We start from the raw sequence: 23,446 nt of genomic DNA on the forward strand, positions 1-23,446 counted from the left end.
TCCGTGAAAAGCGTTGAAGACCACATAGCAGATCGCGGCTAGAGCCACTCCCACGGGTATCGCGAACATCCGTGGGAGGGGCTCTAGCCGCGATGCTTCTCTACTGGCGGCGTTGCTGTTGCGGCGTAGGGTGGACGACGCTTTTTCCATCCACCGCTTCGGGGCGTCAATGAAGCGTGCTTCGCCTTACGCCTGTCGGCGCCGTTGCAGCTCGCGCAGTCGTTCGATCACGTAGCGCACATGCATGTGCAGTTCGTACAACTCGTTGGAGTAAGACAGCGGCACTTCCACAGCCGCGAGTTCGTCCTCCATCACCTCCAGGCGTTCGATCTCGCTGTCCAGCTCGTTGGGCAAGGAGCCTGCGTGCAGCTTGCGGTCGATCTCGCGCAGGTACTTGTACCAGCGGTAGATGCGCGCGCGAATGCGCCACTGGTAGATCGGGCCGACAGCCTTGAACAGTGGGATCATCACCACGATCAAGGGGATCAGCAGGATGATGTAGCGGTCGGCCAGCGAGGCGATGCGAAAAGGCAGGTAGCGCTGTAGGATCGGCAGGCCCTTGTCGTAGTAATGCCCGGCATCCTTGTGCAGCTCGAAGGTGCGAGGCTCGGCACTGGGAAAGGTGCCGGCGGCGTCGAGCAGGGTACCGCTGCGCATCACTTCACGGCTGGCTTCGAGAAACAGCGGTACCAGGCCAGGGTTGAAGTCGTCGTTGACCACCAGGGTAGCGACCGGGGACAGGGTAACGATATCGCGGTCTGGTGCGTTGCTGGCCAGATCCAGCAGGCCTTCACCGACCTTTACCTGATTGAAGAACGGCAGTCGCGCCTCGTAAGCGGCGGCGCGCCGAAAGTGTGCCAGGGCGATGTCCGGGTTGGCCGCCAGTTGCTGCACCAGTGCGTTCTCGGCCGGACCGACGAAGAACGCTGCATCCAGTTCGCCGGCCATCAGCGCCCGAGCGGCTTTGCCACCGCCGATGCTCTGCCAGCTTTCGGGGTGTTGTTCCGGCTCGATGGCATTGGCGCCGAGAATGGCATCGCTGGCGGCACGGGTGCCGCTGCCTTCACCGCCCAGACCGACGCGCAATGGCAGCAGGTCGGCAATGCGATCCAGCTTCACGTCTCGTCGATAGAACAGCCACAGGGGCTCCTGATAAATCGCCCCCAGACTTTCCAGCTGACGCCGCTCGTCGGGAGCCAGCTGGCGCTCCAGGCCGCTCTGGACCAGGGCGATCTCCACTTGCGGGTCCTTGGCCAGCAGGCGTTGCAGGTTGTCACGCGAGCCGGAGGTCGGTACCAGTGTCAGCTCAAAGCCTTCCTTGGCCAACTCTTCCTTCAGGCGTTCGGCAAACTGCTGGTAGGCGCCCCCTTGGGTGCCGGTGGCCATGCTGGCGCTCATCGGTGGTGGCGGCGCGACGAACTGGAACAGTGCCCAGACCAGGCCTGCCACCACCGGGACGATCCACAGGTTGGCCAGGATCATGATTTTCAGGTCATTGAGTACGCGGAGCATGGGGCTTCCTTTCAGCGTTTGTCGCTTCAAGGATAGAACCCTGGAGCAACGATGGTCACGCATCGGCGGCGATACCGCTCGGGTTAAGCCGTTTTCGACCGTCACCTGCCGGGAAGGTGCAAGCTGCGTTGCCGTGCTTATTATCTGCTGCGCTAGGCCAGCGCCTTACCCAGCGTGCGCAGGCGATCAAGCAGCAGCAACACCCCAAGCAATGCCACTGCATACAGCGCATCGCCGCCAAGCATCAGCAGCACCCCAGCGCAGAGCAGGGCACTGAGACCGGCAAGCAGGCGCCAGACGCCACTGAGCAGCACCCAGCCAGCGGCCATGCTCAGCAGGTAGATCAGCACGAAGTTGCCGTTGGCATAGCGGATTAGATCGTCCACCGACAGGTTCAAGGTGGCCGAGAGCATGGCGCACAGCGCGCAGCTGATCACCACCAGCAGCAAGGCTTTGCCGGGTACACCATGGCGGTTGCGCACGGCCAGCCTGGCCGGCAGACGGCCTTCATCGGCCAGGCTCCAGATCAGCCGGGCGAAGCCCTGGATGTACACGTTCATCGAGGCGAAGCAGGCCAGGTAACCGAGCACCGCGACCAGCACGCGTGCGTGCTCACCCAGCAGCTGTTCAAACAGACGGGGCAGGGCGGTAATGTCGCTGTGCACGTCGCCGTAAGTGGCAAAGCTCAGCACCGCGACCGAGCAGGCCCAGTACACCAGGCCGGCCAGTACTACGCCGAGCAATAGCGCCAGGGGGAAGTCGCGCTCGGGGTGTTTGAACTCCTCGCCCAGGTGGGTGAAGGCCTCGATACCGACGAAGCACCAGAACATCACCCCCAGCGCCGTCGGCAGCAGGTGCCACTGGCCGTCCATTGCCGGCAGCAACGGCTGGCTGGCGTGCGGCAGGTCGCCGACCCACCAGATCAGCGCCACGCTGGCGAAGATGGCTACAGCGATCAGCCCCTGCAGCATGCCCGATGCTTTCGCTGGGCGCTGACCAAGCAGGAGAATGGCGCCCAGCGTCGCCAGTTCGATGAGCAGCAGGTTGGTGCGATCGAGGTCGAACAGCGCCAGCCAGAAACCGCTGGCGATATGCAGCGCAGCGGGCAGACCGACCGGCAACACGGCGAGGAACAGCAGGGCGCTGACGCCCTCCATGCGCAGACCGAAGGCACGGCCGATCAGGTGCGGCGCGCCGCCGGCATGAGGGAAGCGCTTGCCCAACTGGGCGAAGGTGAACGCCACCGGCAGCACCAGGGCAATCAAGATCATCCATGCCCACAGCGACGCTTCGCCGGCTCCCGTGGCTGCCAGTGCCGGCACCACGAAGATGCCGGTGCCGAGCAGCGAGGTGCTGAGCAGGGCGATGCCCTGCAGCAGGCCCAATTCCTTGTTCAATCGACTCATGGGGTATGCTCATCATTTTCCAGATACCGCCATGGTAGGGCGCCGGCCAGTTGCAGGCTGTCGCCTTTTGCCGACGAAATGGCGGTTTTCACCGTCAATCCGATAACCGCCCGAGAAGCCCCAGTGGACAAGTTCGATCGCCAGATCCTCACTCTGCTGCGCAGCGATGCGCGCACCTCCGTCAGCCAGATCGCCCGTGAGATCAATCTGTCACGTTCGGCGGTAAGCGAGCGGATTCGCTATCTGGAGGAGAGCGGGGTGATTCGTGGTTATCACGCGCAGGTCGCGGTGCCGGGCGAAGGTGGAGTCAGAGCTTATCTCGAGCTTTTCTACCAAAACGCCCGTTGTCAGGATTACGTCGAGCGTATGCGCGAATACCCGGAAATCCGCCATTGCAGTGGCATCAGCGGCGAGACCGACATGCTGGTACTGGTCGAGGCGCCGAGCATGGCGCGCCTGAGCGAAGTGCGCGCGGCCATCGAGGCCTTCCCGCAAATGCAGCGGGTCAAGACTCATGTCGTCGTACAGGACTGGCCGCTATGAGCTTGCGCATCCTGCACACCTCCGACTGGCACCTGGGCCAGCATTTCATGGGCAAGACTCGGCAGGCCGAGCACCAGGCCTTCTGCGCCTGGCTGCTGGAGCAGGTGCGCGTGCACGACGTAGACGTGCTGTTGATCGCCGGTGATGTGTTCGACACCGGCGCACCGCCCAGTTACGCCCGCGAGCAGTACTACCGGCTGGTGGTGGAGTTGCGCGACGCCGGCTGCGCCCTAGTGGTACTCGGCGGCAACCACGACTCGCCGGCCATGCTCGGTGAAAGCCGCAGCCTGCTGGGGCAACTGGGCACCCAGGTGGTGCCGAGCGTGGGCGTCGACCTGGCTGAACAGGTACTGGTACTCAATGATCGTACTGGCCAGCCGGGCGCCATTCTCTGCGCCATTCCCTTCATCCGCTCGCGCGACGTGCTGGCCAGCCAGGCGGGGCAGAGCGCACAGAACAAACAACAGTCGCTGCAGCAAGCTATCGCCGAGCATTACCGAGCACTGTACGAGCTGGCGGCGAGCAAGCGTAACGAGCTGGGCCTGACGCTACCGATCATCGCCACCGGTCACCTCACCACAGTTGGCGCCAGCGCCAGCGAATCGGTGCGCGAGATCTACGTCGGCAGTCTGGAGGCCTTCCCCACCAGCGCCTTCCCGCCGGCGGACTACATCGCCCTTGGCCATATCCACCGCCCGCAGAAGGTCGGCGGCCTGGAGCACATTCGCTACAGCGGCTCGCCGATTGCCCTGTCCTTCGACGAGGCGCGCCAGCAGAAGGAAGTTCTGCTGCTGACGTTCGCAGGCGCCACCCTGCAGTCGATCACGCCACTGCCCGTGCCGGTGTTCCAGCCCATGGCCAGCCTGCGCGGCTCGCTCAAGGAGTTGGCAGGCTCCATCACCGAGGCAGCTGCACAAGGCACCCCCGAGCGGCCTGTATGGCTGGAAGTGCAAGTGAGCACCGACGACTACCTGAGCGACCTGCAAAGCCGCATCAACGCTCTGTGCGAAGGGCATCCCGTGGAGGTGCTGCGTATCCGCCGCGAGCGCGGCAACGCCATGGCCAGCCTGGCCAGCGAAGCACGGGAAACGTTGGACGAGCTGAGCGTGGAAGACGTCTTCGCCCGGCGCCTGCTGCAAGAGACATTGGAAGAAGAGGATGCCCAGCGCCTGCAGGGTTTGTATCGGCAGGTGCTGGAGGCGCTGCCCAAGGCCTAGCGGCACAGACCTCGTAGCCCGAATGCAATTCGAATGGCGGTCGTTACAACCCAGCCAAGTGCTTGCCGCGCTCACCCCAGCGGGCTGACTACACCGGCAAAGCCCTGTCCCAGCACATGCGTATAGATCTGCGTCGTACGTATATCCGCATGCCCCAGTAGCGTCTGCACTGTGCGAATGTCACTCCCTCGACGCAGTAACTCGGTGGCGAAACTGTGGCGAAAGGTATGGCAACTGGCAGGCTTGTGCAGATTGGATTGCCGCACGGCATGTCTGACAGCTTTCTGAATGGCACTGACATGAAGGTGATGACGAACGATCTGCCCGTCCTCATCCGTGCAAAGTCCGGTCGACGGGAACAGCCACTGCCACTCGAATGAACATCCCGCCTTGGGGTATTCGCGACGTAGCGCAAATGGCAGGCTGACGGGAGCGTGATAAAAACTGTCCCGCTGCTTCCAGGCGCGAAACATACGCTCTCTGCGCTCCAGCAGCTGTGTGATCAAGGGCGCCGGCAGAAGTGTCGTTCGGTCTTTGGCGCCTTTGCCGTCGTGAATGGTGATGATCTGCTTATCGAAATCCACATCCTTGATACGCAAGCGTGCAGCTTCCACCACTCGCAAGCCGGCGCCATACATCAGCGAAGCCAGTAGCTGATGCGGTTGGCCGAGCCTGGCAATGAGCGCCGTGGCTTCCTCATGCGTAAGTACGCAAGGAATACGCGCTGAGCGTTTTGCGCGCACCACCTCGCCCACTTGCCCGAGCGGTTGTTGCAAGACCTTGTCGTATAGGAAAACCAGCGAATTGAGTGCCAGATTCTGGGTGGCGGCAGCCACCTGACGCTCAACTGCCAACCAAGTGAGAAAAGCATTGACCTCGGTAGGGCACTGCTAAAAACGTAGGCGAGGCAGTCAGCACAAGGCAAAAATAGGCGAAAAAGCGGAGTTTACGTGCTGTAAATGAGCATTTTGAGCCTGTTTTTAACGCAGTGATGGCAACGCAGGTAGTTTTTAGAGGTGTCCTACAGCGCCAAGCTCCATTGGATGGCGCAGCTTATGGAAACGGATGAAATAGCGAATCCAGTACCAGTAGGTTTTTTCGGCGCGGATGCTGTAATGATGCTAGCGCATCACCGCCCTGAACTGCTCCTGCAGGCGAGGTTTGCTGGAGGTTTCCATGGCCGACTCCTTGGCTGTGTTTTTGTACAGTGGTAATGGTAGAGCAAAAAGAGGAAGTCAAGCGAATACATCCAGACATCAGGAGCTGGCTGGTAATGCCATGATTTTAAAAAGAATTTCCCAGGGTAACCATGCTAATGGTGCGGAGTTAGATGGAAGGTTCTAATATCGCGTTAGTACCGCCTTCCGTCTAATCACTGTTATATGCCAGCAAAGGATCGCACATGAATAAACAAATTCTAAACGTTGCCTTCGAAGATGATATCGATACTGACGCGATCCTAAGCATGAAGGAGGCTTTGGCAGCCTTTGGCGAAGAAGTATCGTTTCACGAGCTTCCGAAACGTGGGCCCCAGGCGTCAATTTTGCTTCTTACCATGAGCTCTATAGTCTTGGTTTTTGGAGTTTCCTTCGCTAAAAAAATTGGAGAGAAATCTGCAGAAGCCACCTGGCAGCTCGTCGAGAAAGGCTTGTCAAAGCTCTATAAAAAATACTTTGGCGAAACTCCAGGGCATGTGATTTATTACGTTTCCGGCAGCGAAAAGAAACTCCCTAATACAAAGTACTCCCTTACGCTCTCTCTCCTCTGCACTGGTAGCAAAGGAGAAAACATAAAATTCATTTACGAAACAAAATTGTCGCAAGCCCAATTCAATAAGGCAACAAGAGCTTACCTTCGTGCAATGCCTGAATTCACATCCAGCAGCACGGGTGTAATACAGAATCTAATCGAAAAAAACCCAACCCGAGTCAGCCCCTTCCTTATTGCATGGGATGCAGTTTCAGAAGAGCTTATTTTCGTAAACGTTATGCCTGCTGCAGCTGACATATAACAACTGGTTCAAACCGTTCGCTTCGCTCACTGGGACGGGCTAAAGCCCGCCCCTTAACCAAACTTTATAAGTATGAAGTAAGTGAATAATAAGTTCATGATGAAGTGCCTTTTAGTTATAGTCACCCTAATACTATCCGGATGCGGCTCTAGTCCAATTAAATACAAAACAACAGAGATGGAAATAAATTCCGCAATTAATTTGGCAGAAGAAATAACTTGGTCACAACATGAAAATTGGAGGCCGGATGGATTTGTAGTAAACGAAAAATACATTTCATGGGGGTTCGGCGTTATATCAAGAAGTAGCTCTTGGGCCACAAATGTAGGAAATACAGGTTTAGCTGTGGGCGGTGGTACTTCAATTCACCGAAATGCAGGAAGTAGAATGTACTATCGCTACATTGATAGAGTGCAACTTTACTCATGGAAAAGAAAATTCAGGCAGTGGTATGCAGTGGCTATCATTGACAAAAGTGGTGCCCAAAAATTTATTCTACGTACAAGAAGCCTTGAGGATGCAGAGCTATTTACAAGCGCCATGACGTCAATCGTCGATTTCTACAAAGTTAAAAATTAGGCGTCAACTTATAACCATTACAGCATTCAAACCGTTCGCTTCGCTCACTGGGACGGGCTAAAGCCCAGCCCTTAACCAATACGCTATCGAGCCTCTAAATGATCCCTCTGCCATCATCTTGGGCCAGTGCCTGGTCAGACCTTGGCCTACAGCCTCCGTCAGGTCTGTTCGAGCTGCTCGTTCGTGCCTATGAGGAGCCGCAGCGGCACTATCACTCGCTGCAGCATCTGCGCGAATGCCTGATGCATTTCGAGCAGGCGCGGCATCTGGCGCAGCAGCCGGGGGAGGTGGCCATCGCGCTCTGGTTCCATGACGCCATCTACGATGTGCGCGGCAAGGATAACGAGCGCCTGAGCGCAGATTGGGCCATCCGGGTGCTTGCGAGCTGTCACGCCAGCCAGGTGACGTTGGCGCGGGTCAAGCAACTGATCATGGTCACCCGGCATGATGCGACGCCGAGCGAGCCGGATGAGCAGTTGTTGGTGGATATCGACCTGGCCATTCTCGGCGCCACGCCGGAGCGTTTCGCCGAATACGACGCTCAGGTGCGCGCCGAGTACGCCTGGGTGCCGGGCTTCGCCTACCGCATGAAGCGGCGCAGCGTTCTTCAGTCATTTCTGGCGCGCCCAACCATCTACAGTACGGATCATTTCAGGGCGCGCCATGAGGCGCAGGCGCGGAACAATCTGGCCGGCGTGGTTTGAACGCGACTCAATAGCGGGGCCCACATCGCATTCTGCGCAACAAGCGTTCTATGCTGTGAATGGTGGCGTTTCGACAGGGGAGCGAAAGTGCCGTTGTTCAATGCCTTGCTGCGTGCGCTTGACCCTTTGCATGGAGTGCCAGAGGCGACTCGGCAGGCGTTCGCCTGCTGGTACCTGCAGGCGAAGATTCCGCAGATCCGCTACGTGGCGTTCCTTACCACCGGGCTGTATCTGATCTATGCCGCCATCGAGCAGAACGTCGAGACCGATCAGTCCGTCGCGCGGCTGATCTGTCATGCGTTGTTGGTGCCAGCGGCGTTGCTGAGCATCGGCTTGCTGAGTTTCCAACCCAAGCGACAGCCCTTGATGTTGGGGTTACTGACAGCCGCTCCAATTTTCTCGGTACTGGCCAACCTCTACTTCAACTTCGGTTCGCCGCGCTTTGCTTTCTACGCACCGGAGATTTACCTCAACCTGATGTGGACCTTCGCCATCTCCGGTCTCACGCTGAAGCGCGCGATGCTCACGTCGTTGGTTTCGCTGGCGGCGATCCTGCTGGTCACGCTGGAGCACTCGCTGACGCCCGGCATGCAGCGCCTGCACCTGATCTGGATTCTGGCGTCGTTCTCCTTCGGTCTGCTCAGTGCTTTTCTGCTGGAGAAGGCGCACAAACGTATGTTCCTGCATCAGGACAGTCTGGCCCTGAGCGCCAGCATCGACAGCCTGACCGGCCTGTGGAATCGCGCGCGCACTCTGCATTTTCTGATCGAGGAGGTGGCACGGGCCAATCGCTACGGCACGCCGTTCTCGGTGGTACTAATCGACATCGACCACTTCAAGAGCGTCAACGACACCCATGGCCATGCCGTGGGCGACAGCGTGCTGCGGCAGTTTGCCGGGTTGTTGCGCGACGGCGTGCGAGTCATGGACAAGGTCGGCCGGCTCGGCGGCGAGGAGTTTCTGATCATCCTGCCGGAGAACGATGCGGCGCACGCCGAGCGCGCCATGCAGGCTCTGCAGAAGCGCATCAACGGTTTCGCCTTCGACCGTGTGCAACGCAAGAGCGCCAGTTTCGGCATTGCCGAGTATCGCCCAGGCGAGAGCCTGGACAGCCTGATGGAGCGTGCGGACCAGGCGATGTACCTCGCCAAGGCCAATGGCCGCGACCGTATCGAGATACTGTGAACTCGAGCCTGAACCGCGCATCAGCGGTCGGGGTCGAAATCGCTACACCCTTCCAGTGGAGAGCGTCATGCAAAGAGCGGCACATTTTCTTCTCGCGGCTGCGGCCATTCCCCTGTTGTTGGCCGGCTGCGCGACATCTTCCAGCGAGCAGGATGCCAAGGTGACCGAGCAGTGGTTGGGGCGCTGGACCGGGCCAGAGGGTACTTACCTGGATATCAGCGGCACGCCGGCTGACTACCGCCTGACCATCGCCAACCTCGACGGCCCGCGACGGTTTGTCGGCCGTGCGCAGGGCGCGAAGATCGTCTTCGTGCGCGATGGCGTGGTGGAGAGCGTCAGCGCCACCGACGGCGAAGCCACCGGCATGAAATGGCTGCTGGACAAGCAGAACTGCCTGACTGTGCGCAGCGGTGAGGGTTATTGCCGCGACTGAATCGCTACCGGGATATGCCAGAATGACGGCCTTCAACGGCTTATGACCTGTGCATGAAAATCCTCAGCCTGCGCCTCAAGAACCTCAACTCCCTCAAGGGTGAATGGAAGATCGACTTCGCTGCCGAGCCTTTCGCCGGTAGCGGTCTGTTCGCCATCACCGGGCCAACCGGGGCGGGCAAGACCACTTTGCTCGACGCCATCTGCCTGGCGCTGTACCACCGCACACCGCGTATGAGCACGCTGTCGGCCAGCGGTAATGAGCTGATGACGCGGCACACCGCCGATTGCCTGGCCGAAGTCGAGTTCGAGGTTAAAGGGCAGGGCTACCGCGCCTTCTGGAGCCAGCGCCGCGCGCGGGACAAGGTCGACGGTGCGCTGCAGGCGCCCAAGGTGGAGCTGGCGCGTATCGCCGATGGCGAAATTCTCACCGACAAGATTCGCGAGAAGGAAAGCCTGACCGCTGAACTGACCGGCCTGGATTTCGAGCGTTTCACCAAGTCCATGTTGCTCGCTCAGGGCGGCTTCGCGGCGTTTCTCGAGGCCAATGCGAACCAGCGAGCCGAGCTGCTGGAGGAGCTGACCGGCACCGAGGTCTATGGGCAGATATCCCAGCAGGTTTACGAACGCACCAAGGCCGCCGAACAGGCACTGGGCCTGCTGAAAAGCCGCGCCCAGGGCATGGAGCTGCTGGATGAGGCGCAGCGTGCCGAATTGCAGGCCGAAGCCGAGCGCCTGGCGCAGGAACAGGCCCCGTTGCAGGCTGAGCAACAAACGCTGCTGGCTGGGCAGCGCTGGCGTGAGGCGCTACAGCGAGCCGAGCAACAAGCCGGCGAGGCAGCGCAAGGGCTGGAGCAGGCCCAGCAACGTCAGGCTGCTGCGGCCGATGACTTACAGCGTCTGGCCGCCAGCGAGCCGGCAGCGCGTTTACAACCGCTGCACCAGGCCTGGCAGCAAGCGCAGCACGACAGTCAGCAGGCCGAGCACGGTCTGTTCGCACTGCGTGAGCAGATGCAAATGTGTGCCGAGCGTGAACGTCAGGCGCTGTGGCAGGCCAGCCATCATGCGGGGCACTGGCGTGAGCAGCGGCACGTCGCGTTGACGCAAGCGCAGCACCAGCACGCCGAGGTGCAAGCCTGGCTGAACGAGCGCAGTTCGCATGCGCGCCTGGGCGAGTTGCTCAGTGGTTGGGACGAGCGCTTCACGCAACGGGCCAAGGCTGAGCAGGCGCTGCAGACAGCGCAAACGCGCCAGAGCGAATCCGCGGTACAACTGACGACGTTGCAGCGCCAGCGTGACGAGCAGGGTGTGCGTCTGACCACGCTACAACTGCAGGTGCAGCAGGCGCGTGACGCCGAGGGGCAGCAGCAGGGCGCCTTGCAGGCTCTGCTGGGGGATGCCGGTGAGGCAGGCTTGCGCCAGGACTGGCAGCGCCTGCAAGCGCGCAGTCGGGTGTTCGACCGCCTGCAGCAATTGGCGCAGAGCCGCGAGGCCTTGGCCGTACAACTGGCCGAGCTGCCACCGCGCCTGGCTGAGCTGCAGCGCCGACAGGCGCACAAGAACACCGAGATCAACGCCCTGCGCGAGCGTTACAAGGCACTCAAGCAGCAGGTCGCCGACAAGGAAAAATTGCTGGAGCAGGAAAAACGCATTCAGGATCTGGAGGCCTATCGCGCCCGCCTGCAACCGGGCGACGCTTGCCCGCTGTGCGGCTCGCACGAGCATCCGGCGATCAGTCAGTACCAGGCGCTGAACGTCTCGGCCACTGAGCAGGCGCTGGTGCAGTGCCGCAGTGAGTTGGCTGAGCTGGAGAGCCAGGGCGCCAACCTGCGTGATGAGCTGACCCGTCTCGCCGCGCAGATCGAGCAGGTGCAGCAACAACAGGCTCAGGCCGAGGCGCAATTGCTGCCGTTGGATCAGCAGTGGCAGCAGCAACTGAGCGAACATGACATCCGCCTGCAGGACGTCGCTGAGCTGACAGGTGTGCAGCAGCAGCACGAGCAGGAATTGGCTGCGCTCCAGGCGCGCCTGGAAGCGGCGCAAGCACAGCAAACCGAGCTGCAGCGCCTGCGCGAGTTGCGCGAAAGCGCTGAGCGCGAGCAGGCCGAGGCAAAGCGGCAGCAGGCAGTACTCAGTCGTGATCTGGACAACACCCAGGCGCGCCTGGCCGAGCAACTGGCGCATCTGAACGCGCTGCAGACTGAATTAGCGCAACAGGCCCAAGAACTGCTTGCCAGCCTGCAGGGCTTCGCCAGCGAGCTGCCGGCCGACGGCTCAGGCTGGTTGATGCAGCAGAAAGCCGCCTGGCACGCCTGGCAACAGACGCAGGCGCGTGAGCAGCAGTTGCTCGAACTCACGCGCGAGGCGCAACGACAACTGGACGAAGCTCAGACGCAGGCCGAGCACTGGCAGCAGCGTTGGCAGGACGCAGGTGCGCCGGGTCTGGCGACCCCGGAACCGCCAGCCGATCCGCAGCAGGCCCTGCGTGAATCCGCCGAGCGGTTGGCCGCGACCCTGCGTGAACGTGATGGCCTCGCTGGCAGCCAGCAAGCCCAGGAAGCCTTGCTGGCGCGTGAGCAGCAACGTCTGCAAAGCTGTCAGCAGGCTTGGCAACAGGCGCTGCTGAGCAGCCCCTTCGCCGATCAGGCGGCGTTCGAAGCGGCGCTGTTGAGTGAGGATGAACGCCAGCGTTTGGTGCAACTCAAGGTGGATCTCGAGCGTGCGCACACCCAGGCCGCGACCCTGCTGGCGGCGGCTCAGGCCGAGGTGCAGCGCCTCTCGGCAGAAGCGCAAACCGCCTTGAGCCCGGAGCAGTTGGCCGAGCAGCTCCAGACATTGCAGAAACGCTTGCGCGCCCTGAGCGAGCGTCAAGGTGAGCTGCGCGCGCAGTTGCAGGCCGACGAGGCGCGGCGCAGCAGCCAGCAGGCACTGTTCGCCGAAATCAGTGCGCAGGAGAGTGAGCAGGGCCTGTGGCAACAGCTCAACGGCCTGATCGGCTCGGCCGACGGTGCCAAGTTCCGCAAGTTTGCCCAGGGCCTGACCCTCGATCACCTGATCCACCTGGCCAACCGCCAACTGACGCGCTTGCATGGACGCTATCAATTGGCGCGCAAGGGCAGCGGCGAACTCGAGCTGGAGGTGCGCGACACCTGGCAGGCCGATGTGGCGCGCGATTGCCGCACGCTGTCCGGCGGCGAGAGTTTCCTGGTCAGCCTGGCGCTGGCGTTGGCGCTGTCCGATCTGGTCAGCCACAAGACCAGTATCGACTCGTTGTTCCTCGATGAAGGTTTCGGCACGCTCGATGGGGAAACCCTGGAGGTGGCGCTCGATGCCTTGGACAACCTCAACGCCAGCGGCAAGACCATCGGCGTGATCAGTCACGTCGAGGCGATGAAGGAGCGTATTCCCGTGCAGTTGCGGGTGCACAAGGGCGTCGGTCTCGGTTACAGCCGGCTCGATGCGCGTTTTGCGGTGAAGGAAGGAGCGTAGTGATGCTGATGCGAGCGAAGGATTCCACCCTGCTGGTGATCGATCTGCAGGAGCGGCTGCTGCCAGCCATTGACGGTGGCGCGGCAGTGGTCGAGCAAGCCACCTGGCTGGTGCAAGTGGCGCAGCGCCTGCGCGTTCCGGTGATCGCCACCGAGCAGTATCCGAAGGGGCTGGGTTATACCGAGCCGGGCCTGCATGAGTTGCTGCCGGGCGATGGGTTGCGGGAGAAGATTCATTTTTCGGCAACCGCCGGGGCCGGGCTGTTCGACTTGCCCGGTGGCGAGCGCAGGCAGTTCGTCGTCTGCGGCACGGAAACCCATGTCTGCGTGCTGCAGACGGTAATGGGCCTGCTGGCGGCCGGGCGTGAAGTGTTCGTGGTCGACGAGGCGGTGGGATCGCGCCGGCCACGCGACAAGGCCTTGGGGCTGGCGCGCATGGAACGTGCCGGCGCGGTGATCGTCTCGCGTGAGATGGTCGCCTTCGAGTGGCTGGAACAGGCTGGCACCGAGCTGTTTCGCGAGGTCAGCAAGGGCTTTATTCGCTGATCATTGACTGCTCATTTTTTGGTCCCCGCCTTCGCGGGGATGACGACTGTCTGGAGTTCTCGTCATTCCCGCGCAGGCGGGAATCCAGACACCGAGTTTTTCGGTTATGGCGCGGCATCTTCCGGCACGGGTTGGTAGTGGCCAGCCTGCAGGTCGTCGAAGTACTTCTGGTAACGGCCGTCGTCGCGGAATTGTTGCAGGCGAGCGTTGAAACGTTCGCGTAGCGCTTCGCTCTGCGCCAGGCGCTTGGGCAGCATCAGGTAACTGAGGTTGACCAGCAGCGGCTTGGGATGGTGGGTGATGCGCTCGGCATCGGCGCTGGAGAACTCGTTACGCAGCGCGGCGTAGCCGACGTTGAGCTCCTGCGGGTAGAGCACCACGCGCTCTTTGAGCAGCTTCTCGAAGTTCTGCCGGTCGCTGGACACTCGTTCGATGCGCACATTGCCTTCGGCGAGAAAGGCATCGAACGCCGGCCCGTAGCTGTATTCCAGGCCGCCGCCGAGGGTCATGCCGCTGAGGTCGTCGAAGCGCTGCCAGTCGAACGGCTGGGTTTTCAGGTGGAAGAACACGAACTGTTCGTTGAGCAGTGGGGCGCTGAAGAGAAAGTCGGCCTCACGCTCGGTCTTGTGCATCCATACCGCGGTGGCGTCGAACCGGCCTGCGGCGGCTTCGGCGTAAGCGCGGGGCCAGGGCAGGAACGTGAATTCGACACGGTAGCCTTCCTCGGCCAGCAGGTCGCGCAGCAGATGGGCCACTGGCCCCTGGTGTTCGAGTCTGGCTGACAGATAGGGAGGCCATTCGCCGGCGCTGATCCGCAGCAAAGGTGCCTCTGCAGCCCCAAGCGGGCTGCAGCAGAACAGGCTAAACAGCACAATCAACAGGCCGTGACGCATCTGTAGTCCTCGACGGCTCGGGCAACAGGATGATGGCACTTTAAAGGTTTTGTCCTGTTGATCCTAGTCATGCCGCTGGCTGCCAGGCAGTGCAATGATCGAAGTCTGGCGTCTGACCTGGTGAGCGCAAACGTGCACCAAATTGCTGCAGACGACTCAGGGCGAATATGCCTATGCTTGGAGCAGGACAAGAAGTCGGTGACAAACCGCGGATCGAACGCCTGCTCTCAGGCGTTCCGGTGATGGAGTCTGGTTTTTGCACAAAGCGCTGCATTACTGCCTGCTCTGGCTATTGGCCGGCACCTGCTACGGTGCCCAGCCAACCTTGACGTTCTGTCATGAGGATCAGAACGCCTACCCTTGGGTGATGACCGATGGCACAGGCCTCAACCTGGAGCTGCTCAATCTGGTGCAGCAGGCGCTGGCATTGCAGGTGGTGTATGTAGCAGTGCCGTGGAAGCGCTGTCTGTCGGGCATGCAGCAGGGCCTCTATGACGGTGCTTTCGCTGCCAGCGTCAAATCCGAGCGGCTGCAGATGGGCCATTACCCCACCAATGCCGATGGCCGCCCGGATGCCGCCAGGCGTTTGCACACCTCGCGTTATACCCTGTACCGCCGTATCGGCAGCGCGGTGTCCTGGGACGGCCAGCGTTTCAGCCAGGTGAATGGCCGGGTCGGCTCGCTCAGTGGCTTCTCCATTCGCGATCTGCTGCTGGCGCACGGGCTGGAGGTGGATGAATCGAGTCGCGATCCACTGGCGCTGTTGCAGATGCTGGTGCACGGTCGGGTCGAGGCCGTTGCCTTGCAGACCATGCGTGGCGATTTCGTCTTGCAGGCCAATCCGCAGTTGGCTCAGCGGGTGGAGAAACTACCGCAACTGCTCGAGGAAAAGCCCTATTACCTGATGCTGTCCAACGCGCTGCTGGCGCGTGACCCCGAGTTGGCCGAACGAATCTGGGCCGAGGTGCAGCGTCAGCGCGAGTCGCCGGCCTATCTGGGGCGGGTGGCGACTTACATGTCGCGGCCCTGAAACGCGCAAAAAACCATGCCGTAGCTATTCCCGCGCGGCACTGGCATGGCTAGAGTCCGCTGCTTCCAACCTGCATCCATTTGGGTGAATCGCGCATGACCTTCGCTGCCTGGCTGACCCTCGGCCTTTTCGTTCTCACCTACCTGGGCATGGCCGCTGGCGGCGTTCGCGGCCTGCGTATCGACCGCAGCTGGATCGCCTGCTGCGCGGCAGTGCTGTTGCTGGTCAGCGGTGCGCTGAGCATGGAGGATGCGGCCCATCATCTCGACCCCGGCGCGTTGTTGCTGCTGTTGGCGTTGATGCTGATCTCGGCGCAGTTCGATTTTTCCGGGGTGTATGCCTGGCTCAACCTCTACCTGACCGAGCATGCCGAGCGCCCGGCTGTGCTGCTGATGGGCGTGGTGCTGCTGGGTGGCTTGCTCTCGGCGGTGCTGGTCAACGACATCGTCGCTTTCGCCCTGACTCCGCTGCTGTGTCGCAGCCTGCATCTGCGCGGGCTGGAGCCGCGGCCGTTTCTGCTGGCGCTGGCGTTATCGTGCAATGCCGGCTCGGCAGCGAGCCTGATCGGCAACCCGCAGAACATTCTCATTGGCCAGGCCGGTGGTCTGGATTTCTGGGGGTATGTGGCCGTGGCTGGGCCACCGGCAGTGATCGCGATGGCCATCGTTTATGCGGTGATCTGGCTACAGTGGCGTCATCGCTGGGGTGAGGCCAGGCCGCTGACCGCGGACGATACGCCGGTCGAGCATATCTACGGCGCGCACAGCTATCTCAAGCCGCTGCTGGCCAGCCTGGCGCTGCTGGCGCTGTTCGCCACGGCGCTGCCGCGCGAGCTATCGGCGCTGTTGATGGCGGTGTTGGTGATGGTGTCGCGGCGGGTGGACAGCCGCGACTACGTGAACAAGGTGGACTGGAACCTGCTGTTGCTGTTCGTGGGCTTGTTCCTGGTCAGCGGCGCCGCGCTGCAGTTGCCGCAAATGACGCAGGGAGCCACCTGGCTGGCCGAGCACGGGTTGTTGCCGCAGGGCGTGATTTCGCTGGCGACCTCGTCGCTGCTGGCGAGCAACCTGATCGGCAACGTGCCCTTCGTGGTGTTGCTGCTGGGGCTGATGCCGGAACTGTCGCATTCGGTGCTGATCGGCCTGGCGCTGATGTCGACCCTGGCCGGCAACCTGCTATTGATCGGCAGCGTGGTCAACCTGATCGTCGCTGAAGGGGCGAAGCGTCAGGGCGTCAGGCTTGGTTTCGTCGATTATGCGCGCAGCGGCGTACCGGTGACGCTGCTGAGCATGACGGTGGCCGGGTTGTGGCTGGTGTTGGGTGGCTGGTTGCCCTGGTAACGGCGTGTAGCGGCGTAGGGCGGACTCAGGAGCCTAAGCGAACAGTCCGCCATAGTGGCCGGTCAGAGGATTGTGGTGTGTACTGCTTCGCACCCTATTTAGCTACGGATAGCGCCTAGGGTGCGTCGTGCGCACCAGCAGGTCTCAGCGCCAGCGACTCTTGCTCCAAGCGCTGCGCTCTTCGGCATTCTTGAACGTCCAGGCCACCAGGCGGCTCTGCTTCTGCCCCTGCGACATTCCGAGAATACGCACCTCAAGCGCGCCTGACTTGGCCAGCCAGCCCTGTAGCAATTCCACATGGCTGCCTTTGGAGACCAGGCTGCTGAACCACAATACCTGCTCAGCCACTTGCGCGCTTTCGTTGGCCATGCGCTTGAGAAAGGCGGCTTCGCCACCGGGGCACCATAGCTCGGCCGCCTGGCCGCCGAAGTTGAGCACCGGTAGCTTGCGTTTCGGGTCGAGCTTGCCCAGGTTGCGCCACTTGCGCGTGCTGCCACGGGTGGCTTCATCGGCGCTGGCGTGGAAGGGCGGGTTGCACAGGGTCAGGTCGACTGCCTCGTTCGATTGCAGCAGACCGAGAAATACGTGCTCGGTATTGGCCTGCTGGCGCAATTCGATGCCACCCGCCAACTGCGGATTGGCCCTGATGATGGCGCGCGCAGAGGCCAGCGCCGCGTCTGCGATATCGGCCCCGAGAAACTGCCAGCCGTACTCGCAATGACCGATCAGTGGGTAGATGCAGTTTGCGCCGACGCCGATATCCAGGGCTTGCACCTTTGCGCCGCGGGGAATCTGCCCGTCGTTGTCAGTCGCCAGCAGGTCGGCCAGGTTGTGCAGGTAGTCGGCGCGACCGGGAATCGGCGGGCACAGGTAGCCATCGGGAATGTCCCAGTGGCGGATGCCGTAGTACTGCGTCAGCAGCGCGCGGTTGAACACCTTGACCGCTGCCGGGTTGGCGAAGTCGATGCTTGCATTGCCGTAAGGATTGTTGATGACGAAGTCGCCCAGCTCGGGGCTGGCCTTGATCAGCGCGGGGAAGTCGTAACGCCCCTGGTGGCGGTTGCGCGGGTGCAGCTCACCCTTGGCCGGCGCGGTTTTCACAGCGGCGGGAGTGGGCTTGCGGGGACGTTTCGGCGGCTGGGGCATGAACAGGCTTCGGCGATTCGGGGGCGGGATTTTCCCATAGTCGGGCAGGGCTTTGTAGGAGCGAGCTCTGCTCGCGAATTCGTTGGCCTTCAGCGAACCTGGCCAGCGGCAAAAAGCTTCGCGAGCAGAGCTCGCTCCTACGCTTGGTTATCCCCCGCATTACAGCGGAAAGATCAGCGGCACCAGCAGCACGCTGACGATCATCACCAGCAGGGTGAAGGGCACGCCGATGCGCACGAAGTCGCCGAAGCGGTATTGGCCAGGGCCGAGCACCAGAGTGTTCACCGGCGAGGAGATCGGCGTCATGAACGCGGCCGAGGCAGCCAGTGCGACGGTCATGGCGAAAGGGAGCGGCGAGGCGCCCAGCGCCTGCGCGGTGGCGATGGCCACCGGCGCCATCAGCACCGCCGTGGCGGTGTTGGAGATGAACAGGCCAATCACTGCGGTCAGGACGAACAGGCTGGCCAGGATCAGATGTGGCCCGGCATCACCCAGACCGCCGACCAGGCCCTGTACCGCCAGTTCGACGCCTCCGGTCTGCTGCAGCGCCTGGGCGAAAGGCAGCATGCCGACGATGAGGATCAGCGTCGGCCAGTGGATGGCGCGGTAGGCGCTGTCCAGGTCGATGCAGCGAAACGCGCCCATCAGCAGGCAGGCGATCAGTGCGGCCTGCACGTTGGGCAGCAGGCCGCTGACCATCAGCAGCACCATCACCGCCAGGCTGAGCAATGCATAGGGCGCCTTGCGTGCGGCAGGTGCCACCTCGGCCACTTCCGCCGGCAGGCTGAGCACCAGGAAATCGCGGCTCAGCCCCTGCAGGCGGTGTATATCACGCCAGGCGCCGGCTACCAGCAGGGTGTCTGAAGCCTTGAGTTTCTCGTCCACCAGCACGCCTTCCAGCGCTTGTCCCTGACGACGCAGGCCAACCACGTTGAGCTTGTGCCGCGAACGAAAGCCCAGTTCCTGAATGCTCTTGCCCGGCAGTTGCGACTCCGGCGGCAGCGCCACTTCGGCCAGGCCCAGTTCATGGGCGTGCAGGCTGAAATACGAATGCGGCAGCGGCATGGGTTCCAGGCCCAGCGCCTGGTAGCTGCCGAGCAGGCCGATGGTGGGGCTGGCGATATCCACCAGCAGTACGTCGCCCGGTTCCAGCAGGGTATTGCCACTGGCCATCAGCAGCAGGGTGCGCAGGCGCTGGCGGCGTTCGATGGCGATGACGTTGATGCCATGATCACGGCGCAACTGCAGCTCGTTGAGCACCTGATTGGCCAGGGGCGAGTCGGCGCGCACCTGCAGGCGCCGCTCGCGCTCGCTGAGGCGATAGCGCTCGGCCAGGTCGGCCAGGGTCAGACGTGGTGGCTCGGCATTGCCACCTGCTTCGCTGCGTACCAGCCAGCGTCGGGCGATCAGCATGTAACCGATGCCGAGCACCAGCACTGCCAGGCCGATGGGCGTGAGATCGAAAAAGCCAAAACCATCCAGCCCAGCACGGCGCAGTTCGGCATGCACCACCAGGTTCGGCGGTGTAGCGACCAGCGTCAGCAGGCCGCTGATCAGCCCGGCAAACGCCAGTGGCATCATCAGTCGTGCCGGGGCTATGCGCAGGCGCGCGGCGACACCGAGCACCACGGGGATGAAGATTGCCACCACGCCGGTGGAACTCATCACCGAACCCAGGCCGGCCACGGCCAGCATCAGCAGGATCAGCAGACGCGTTTCGCTGCTGCCCGCTTTGGCCACCAGCCAGTCACCCAGGCGGTAGGCGATGCCGGTGCGCACCAGACCGTCGCCGATGATGAACAGCGCGGCGATGAGGATGACGTTGGCGTCGCTGAAACCGGCCAGTGTCTGTTGCAGGTTGAGTACGCCAGTCAGCGGTAGGGCGACCAGTACCAGCAGGGCGACCACGTCCATGCGTGGCTTACCGATGACGAAAAGAGTGACGGCGCCGGCCAGCAGGCCTAGCACCCAGAACAGATCCGGATTCATCGTAATTCCCAGGAGATATGGGACGAATTATCTCAGGGATAACCGAGCGTGGTTTTGATCTGCTGCAGGTTAGCGGCGATCCAACGCTTGTCGATCGGCCCCCAGTCGCGAATCTGGTAGTGACCGGCGTTGTTGCGTTCGCCCTCGTTCTGCTCGAACTGGCAGTCGATATCCAGCTCGGCGAGGGCGGTGAGGGTGTCCTGTGCGGTGCGCCGGGGCATGCCGGTGGCGTCCATCAGTGCCGGCACGCTGACAGCCTGGCCGCTGTCGATCAGCCAGGCCACGTAGAGGCGGCGGTAGAAGCTGGTGCGGGTCTTGCTCGTCTGCATGGCAACTTCCTTCTCTGAGCCGAGGGCCGCCGCGTGTCAGGCGGCGAACATCAGCATATAGGTGACGGCACCGGCCAGGTAGCCGATGAAGGCCAGGCCGCTGATCTTCTTCAGGTACCAGATGAAGTTGATCTTCTCCATGCCCATGGCCGCCACGCCAGCAGCCGAGCCGATGATCAGGCAACTGCCGCCGGTACCGGCGCAGTAGGCGAGCATTTCCCAGAAGTTGCCGTTGACCACGAAGTTGCGCAGCCATGGCAGCTCGCTTGCTGCGGCGGCCGCCAGGTTTTCAGGGCTGACAAGTGGATACATCTTCATGGCGCCGGCAACCATCGGCACGTTGTCCACCACGGCCGAGAGCATGCCGATGGAGATGGCGATGCTGTAGATATTGCCCAGGCTGTCCTTGAGCAGGGTCGCCACCTGGATCAGGTGGCCGGCGCTGGACAGCGCGGAAACCGCTAGCAGGATGCCGAGGAAGAACAGCACGCTGGTGATGTCGATACGGCGCAATACGCCCACTACCGACAGCGGGTCCTTCTCTTCGCTGTTCTTGCTGCGGTGGATGATCTCGGTAGTGATCCACAGCAGGCTGAGGCCGAAGAGGATGCCCATGTATGGCGGCAGATGGGTGATGGTCTTGAACACCGGCACGAAGATCAACGCACCGAGGCCTAGGCAGAAGACCAGGTTACGCTCGAAGGGCGTGGTCGGGTCGCGACGGCTCTCGGCGCTTTCCTTGATGCGCGGTTCAGCCACTTCACCCTTGAGGCGGAAGCTCATGATCAGCAGCGGCACCAGCAGGCAGATCAGGCTGGGCAGAAACAGCTTGGTGATGATGCCGGTGGCGGTGACCTGATTGCCAATCCACAGCATGGTGGTGGTCACGTCACCAATTGGCGACCAGGCGCCGCCGGCGTTGGCGGCGATGACCACGATGCCGGCGTAGAACCAGCGCTCGTGGCGGTCGGCGATCAGCTTGCGCAGCAGCGAGATCATCACGATGGTGGTGGCCAGGTTGTCCAGTGCAGCGGACAGGAAGAAGGTGATCAACCCCACCAGCCACAGCAGGTGCACGCGCTTGTGGGTGCGGATGCGATCGGTGATGACCTTGAAGCCCTCGTGGGCGTCGATCAGTTCGACGATGGTCATGGCGCCCATGAGGAAGAACAGGATCTCGGAGATCTCGCCGAGGTGGTGGCGCAGTTCTTCGACCACATGATGGGTGTTGGTGCTGGAGCCGGCGGTGCCGGTGCCAAGCAGTGGCAGGATGCTGTCGGCGCCAAGAACCAGCAGGGTCCAGGCGATCACGGCGGTGAGCAGGGCGGAGGCTGCCTTGTCGATCTTTAACGGGTGCTCGAGGGCGATGCACAGGTAGCCGAGGACGAAGACGAGTGCCATCAACGCATACATGTTCGGAGTTCCGCTCTGATTTTTATTAGTGGGGACGTGCCGGAGGGCTGCTGCCAGGCGGGTGAAGATGCCTGAAACAATTGGAAAAAGGGAAGGTTTTTATAGCGAAAGGAGCAAAGAGATGAGCGTTTTGCTGCTTAATGAGGCGTTCGGGCCGCTGCGCTGACCGGCCCGAACGGCTGTGAAATCAAACGGCAGTCTGCGGTTTGGGCGGCAGCAGGTAGGCGAGGGCGATGGCCAGCACCGGCATGATCAGGTTGAAGAAGCAGTACGGCAGGTAGCTCAACGTCGCCACGCCTAGCGTCGCGGCCATGTAGGCGCCGCAGGTATTCCAGGGCACCAGTACCGAGGTCAGGGTGCCGCCGTCTTCCAGAGCGCGTGACAGGTTGGTTGGCGCCAGGCCGCGTTTTTCGTATTCAGCGCGATACATGCGCCCTGGCAGCACCAGGGCGATGTACTGATCGGCGGTGATGACGTTGGTGCCGATGGTGGTGGTGATGGTGCTGGCGACCAGGCCGCTGTCGCTGCGCACCAGGCGCAGGGCACTCTGCAACAGGCGCTGCAGCAGACCGAGGCGCTCCAGCACGCCGCCGAAGCACATGGCGCAGATGATCAGCCACACAGTGGTGAGCATGCTGGCCATGCCGCCCTTGGACAGCAGGCCATCGAGCTCGGCGTTGCCGCTGGCCGATTCATAACCGGCAAACAGCGCAGTCCATACCGTTTTCAGCGGCGCCAGGGCGCCCGCTTGTGGGTCAGCCAGGCGCGCCATCACCTCCGGCTGGAACACCACTGCGAATACCGCACCGAGCAGGGCGGCGAGAAACACCGCCGGGAATGCGGCCCACTGGCGCACCGCGAGCAGCAGCAGGAAGGCCACCGGCAGCAGCAGGTGCCAGCCGAGATTGAACTGTGCCTCCAGCGCGCTCAGCACCTCGGCGATACGGCTGGTGTCATGTTCGGCGCTGGCCTGCTGGCCAAGGGTGAAGAAGATCGCCAGGGCGATCAGCAACGCCGGCACCGTGGTGCGCAACATGTTGCGGATATGCGCGAACAGGTCGGCGCCGGCTGCCGCTGGCGCCAGGTTGGTGGTGTCCGATAGTGGCGACAGCTTGTCGCCGAAGTAGGCGCCGGAAATGATCGCGCCGGCGGTGATCGCCGGGTCCAGCCCCAGGCCTGCTGCCACGCCCATCAGACCGATGCCGAGGGTGCCGGCCACCGTCCACGAGCTGCCGATGGACAGCGCGGTGAGCGCGCAGATCAGGCAACTGGTGAGGTAGAAGTACTCGGCGCTGATCAGCTTCAGGCCCAGCCAGATCATGGTCGGCACCGTGCCGGCGAGAATCCAGGTGCCGATCAGCGCGCCGACCGCCAGAAGAATCAGGTTGGCTTTCATCGCCATATGGATGCCAGCGAGTATGCCTTCTTCGATCTCGGCCCAGCGCAGACCATTCTTCAGGCCGACCAGGCCGGCGACGAAGGCGGCGCTCATCAGCGCGATCTGGTTCGGGCCGCTGGAGGAGGCGTCACCGAACAGGTAAACGGAGAGGCTGAGCAGCACGACGAGTACGCCAATGGGCAGCAAGGCATCGAGCAGGGAAGGGGAGCGAACAGTCATGGGTGTTCCGGGAAATCAAACTAACCGTGGGAGGGGCTTCAGCCGCGACTTTGCCGTTAAAGCTC

General features: G+C 62.1%; 20 protein-coding genes and 1 pseudogene. 12 read left to right on the forward strand and 9 right to left on the reverse strand.

Going from position 1 to position 23,446, the window contains the following annotated elements; translation table 11 throughout:
• Positions 1–186: 186 nt before the first annotated feature.
• Both AAEQ75_RS13585 and yjeH read right to left on the reverse strand, forming a co-directional pair.
• Positions 187–1,512: a TAXI family TRAP transporter solute-binding subunit gene (locus tag AAEQ75_RS13585; protein WP_343349300.1), complete on the reverse strand. Its 1,326-nt coding sequence runs from the start codon at positions 1,510–1,512 to the stop codon at positions 187–189.
• A gap of 152 nt (positions 1,513–1,664) precedes the next feature.
• Complete coding sequence (yjeH, locus tag AAEQ75_RS13590; protein ID WP_343349301.1) at positions 1,665–2,918, reverse strand: L-methionine/branched-chain amino acid transporter; 1,254 nt, start codon at positions 2,916–2,918, stop codon at positions 1,665–1,667.
• A 123-nt stretch (positions 2,919–3,041) separates the two neighbouring features.
• Between yjeH and AAEQ75_RS13595 the strand changes: the two genes are divergently transcribed.
• On the forward strand, positions 3,042–3,461 hold the full coding sequence (locus AAEQ75_RS13595; protein WP_106734684.1) for an Lrp/AsnC family transcriptional regulator: 420 nt from the start codon (positions 3,042–3,044) through the stop codon (positions 3,459–3,461).
• Positions 3,458–4,678: an exonuclease subunit SbcD gene (gene sbcD / locus AAEQ75_RS13600; protein ID WP_343349302.1), complete on the forward strand. Its 1,221-nt coding sequence runs from the start codon at positions 3,458–3,460 to the stop codon at positions 4,676–4,678. The genes AAEQ75_RS13595 and sbcD overlap by 4 nt, the downstream gene beginning before the upstream one ends.
• A gap of 71 nt (positions 4,679–4,749) precedes the next feature.
• Here the strand turns inward: sbcD and AAEQ75_RS13605 are convergent.
• Positions 4,750–5,787: pseudogene (locus AAEQ75_RS13605) on the reverse strand (integron integrase).
• 67 nt (positions 5,788–5,854) lie between these two features.
• On the opposite strand from AAEQ75_RS13605, the gene AAEQ75_RS13610 reads away from it, so the two are divergent.
• The 8 genes from AAEQ75_RS13610 (at position 5,855) to AAEQ75_RS13645 (ending at position 13,623) form a co-directional block, all read left to right on the forward strand.
• Complete coding sequence (locus tag AAEQ75_RS13610) at positions 5,855–6,022, forward strand: hypothetical protein (protein WP_343349303.1); 168 nt, start codon at positions 5,855–5,857, stop codon at positions 6,020–6,022.
• 58 nt (positions 6,023–6,080) lie between these two features.
• Complete coding sequence (locus AAEQ75_RS13615) at positions 6,081–6,689, forward strand: hypothetical protein (RefSeq protein ID WP_343349304.1); 609 nt, start codon at positions 6,081–6,083, stop codon at positions 6,687–6,689.
• Positions 6,690–6,770: 81 nt separating this feature from the next.
• Positions 6,771–7,268 carry a hypothetical protein gene (locus AAEQ75_RS13620; RefSeq protein WP_343349305.1) on the forward strand — a complete coding sequence of 166 codons (498 nt, stop codon included), beginning with the start codon at positions 6,771–6,773 and terminating at the stop codon, positions 7,266–7,268.
• Between the two features lie 98 nt (positions 7,269–7,366).
• Positions 7,367–7,972: an HD domain-containing protein gene (locus AAEQ75_RS13625; RefSeq protein WP_343349306.1), complete on the forward strand. Its 606-nt coding sequence runs from the start codon at positions 7,367–7,369 to the stop codon at positions 7,970–7,972.
• 87 nt (positions 7,973–8,059) lie between these two features.
• Complete coding sequence (locus AAEQ75_RS13630; RefSeq protein WP_343349307.1) at positions 8,060–9,157, forward strand: GGDEF domain-containing protein; 1,098 nt, start codon at positions 8,060–8,062, stop codon at positions 9,155–9,157.
• A gap of 67 nt (positions 9,158–9,224) precedes the next feature.
• Positions 9,225–9,590: a hypothetical protein gene (locus AAEQ75_RS13635; protein ID WP_343349308.1), complete on the forward strand. Its 366-nt coding sequence runs from the start codon at positions 9,225–9,227 to the stop codon at positions 9,588–9,590.
• A 53-nt stretch (positions 9,591–9,643) separates the two neighbouring features.
• Positions 9,644–13,078, forward strand: coding sequence for an AAA family ATPase (locus AAEQ75_RS13640; RefSeq protein WP_343349309.1), 3,435 nt, complete (start codon positions 9,644–9,646; stop codon positions 13,076–13,078).
• A gap of 2 nt (positions 13,079–13,080) precedes the next feature.
• The gene (locus AAEQ75_RS13645) at positions 13,081–13,623 is read left to right on the forward strand and encodes a hydrolase (protein ID WP_179574346.1); all 543 of its coding nucleotides are present in this window, start codon (positions 13,081–13,083) and stop codon (positions 13,621–13,623) included.
• 104 nt (positions 13,624–13,727) lie between these two features.
• Here AAEQ75_RS13645 and AAEQ75_RS13650 read toward each other — a convergent pair whose 3' ends face one another.
• Positions 13,728–14,378: a substrate-binding periplasmic protein gene (locus AAEQ75_RS13650; RefSeq protein ID WP_343349310.1), complete on the reverse strand. Its 651-nt coding sequence runs from the start codon at positions 14,376–14,378 to the stop codon at positions 13,728–13,730.
• Between the two features lie 394 nt (positions 14,379–14,772).
• Here AAEQ75_RS13650 and AAEQ75_RS13655 point away from each other — a divergent pair, with 394 nt between their 5' ends.
• Positions 14,773–15,546 carry a substrate-binding periplasmic protein gene (locus tag AAEQ75_RS13655; RefSeq protein ID WP_343349311.1) on the forward strand — a complete coding sequence of 258 codons (774 nt, stop codon included), beginning with the start codon at positions 14,773–14,775 and terminating at the stop codon, positions 15,544–15,546.
• A gap of 95 nt (positions 15,547–15,641) precedes the next feature.
• A complete protein-coding gene (locus AAEQ75_RS13660; protein ID WP_343349312.1) occupies positions 15,642–16,886 on the forward strand; it encodes an SLC13 family permease in 1,245 nt (414 codons plus the stop codon).
• Between the two features lie 144 nt (positions 16,887–17,030).
• Here the strand turns inward: AAEQ75_RS13660 and rlmF are convergent, their stop codons facing one another.
• From rlmF to nhaC, 5 genes are all read right to left on the reverse strand, one after another.
• Complete coding sequence (rlmF, locus tag AAEQ75_RS13665) at positions 17,031–18,032, reverse strand: 23S rRNA (adenine(1618)-N(6))-methyltransferase RlmF (protein ID WP_343349313.1); 1,002 nt, start codon at positions 18,030–18,032, stop codon at positions 17,031–17,033.
• Between the two features lie 159 nt (positions 18,033–18,191).
• The gene (locus AAEQ75_RS13670) at positions 18,192–20,021 is read right to left on the reverse strand and encodes an SLC13 family permease (protein ID WP_343349314.1); all 1,830 of its coding nucleotides are present in this window, start codon (positions 20,019–20,021) and stop codon (positions 18,192–18,194) included.
• A gap of 32 nt (positions 20,022–20,053) precedes the next feature.
• Entirely contained in the window at positions 20,054–20,350 is a 297-nt protein-coding gene (locus tag AAEQ75_RS13675) for a winged helix-turn-helix domain-containing protein (RefSeq protein WP_099526583.1), read from the reverse strand.
• Positions 20,351–20,386: 36 nt separating this feature from the next.
• The gene (gene nhaD, locus AAEQ75_RS13680; RefSeq protein WP_179544172.1) at positions 20,387–21,763 is read right to left on the reverse strand and encodes a sodium:proton antiporter NhaD; all 1,377 of its coding nucleotides are present in this window, start codon (positions 21,761–21,763) and stop codon (positions 20,387–20,389) included.
• A gap of 187 nt (positions 21,764–21,950) precedes the next feature.
• Positions 21,951–23,381 carry a Na+/H+ antiporter NhaC gene (nhaC, locus tag AAEQ75_RS13685; RefSeq protein WP_343349315.1) on the reverse strand — a complete coding sequence of 477 codons (1,431 nt, stop codon included), beginning with the start codon at positions 23,379–23,381 and terminating at the stop codon, positions 21,951–21,953.
• Between the last annotated feature and the right edge of the window lie 65 nt (positions 23,382–23,446).

This window comes from Pseudomonas sediminis, from assembly GCF_039555755.1.
Taxonomy (GTDB): domain Bacteria; phylum Pseudomonadota; class Gammaproteobacteria; order Pseudomonadales; family Pseudomonadaceae; genus Aquipseudomonas; species Aquipseudomonas mendocina_D.

What these genes read in the sequence shown, in the direction of transcription:
- AAEQ75_RS13585 (WP_343349300.1), bottom strand. Translation starts at nt 1,512, where the DNA reads ATGCTCCGCGTACTCAATGACCTGAAAATCATGATCCTGGCCAACCTG.
- yjeH (WP_343349301.1), bottom strand. Translation starts at nt 2,918, where the DNA reads ATGAGTCGATTGAACAAGGAATTGGGCCTGCTGCAGGGCATCGCCCTG.
- sbcD (WP_343349302.1), top strand. Translation starts at nt 3,458, where the DNA reads ATGAGCTTGCGCATCCTGCACACCTCCGACTGGCACCTGGGCCAGCAT.
- AAEQ75_RS13610 (WP_343349303.1), top strand. Translation starts at nt 5,855, where the DNA reads ATGGCCGACTCCTTGGCTGTGTTTTTGTACAGTGGTAATGGTAGAGCA.
- AAEQ75_RS13615 (WP_343349304.1), top strand. Translation starts at nt 6,081, where the DNA reads ATGAATAAACAAATTCTAAACGTTGCCTTCGAAGATGATATCGATACT.
- AAEQ75_RS13625 (WP_343349306.1), top strand. Translation starts at nt 7,367, where the DNA reads ATGATCCCTCTGCCATCATCTTGGGCCAGTGCCTGGTCAGACCTTGGC.
- AAEQ75_RS13635 (WP_343349308.1), top strand. Translation starts at nt 9,225, where the DNA reads ATGCAAAGAGCGGCACATTTTCTTCTCGCGGCTGCGGCCATTCCCCTG.
- AAEQ75_RS13640 (WP_343349309.1), top strand. Translation starts at nt 9,644, where the DNA reads ATGAAAATCCTCAGCCTGCGCCTCAAGAACCTCAACTCCCTCAAGGGT.
- AAEQ75_RS13645 (WP_179574346.1), top strand. Translation starts at nt 13,081, where the DNA reads ATGCTGATGCGAGCGAAGGATTCCACCCTGCTGGTGATCGATCTGCAG.
- AAEQ75_RS13660 (WP_343349312.1), top strand. Translation starts at nt 15,642, where the DNA reads ATGACCTTCGCTGCCTGGCTGACCCTCGGCCTTTTCGTTCTCACCTAC.
- rlmF (WP_343349313.1), bottom strand. Translation starts at nt 18,032, where the DNA reads ATGCCCCAGCCGCCGAAACGTCCCCGCAAGCCCACTCCCGCCGCTGTG.
- AAEQ75_RS13670 (WP_343349314.1), bottom strand. Translation starts at nt 20,021, where the DNA reads ATGAATCCGGATCTGTTCTGGGTGCTAGGCCTGCTGGCCGGCGCCGTC.
- AAEQ75_RS13675 (WP_099526583.1), bottom strand. Translation starts at nt 20,350, where the DNA reads ATGCAGACGAGCAAGACCCGCACCAGCTTCTACCGCCGCCTCTACGTG.
- nhaD (WP_179544172.1), bottom strand. Translation starts at nt 21,763, where the DNA reads ATGTATGCGTTGATGGCACTCGTCTTCGTCCTCGGCTACCTGTGCATC.
- nhaC (WP_343349315.1), bottom strand. Translation starts at nt 23,381, where the DNA reads ATGACTGTTCGCTCCCCTTCCCTGCTCGATGCCTTGCTGCCCATTGGC.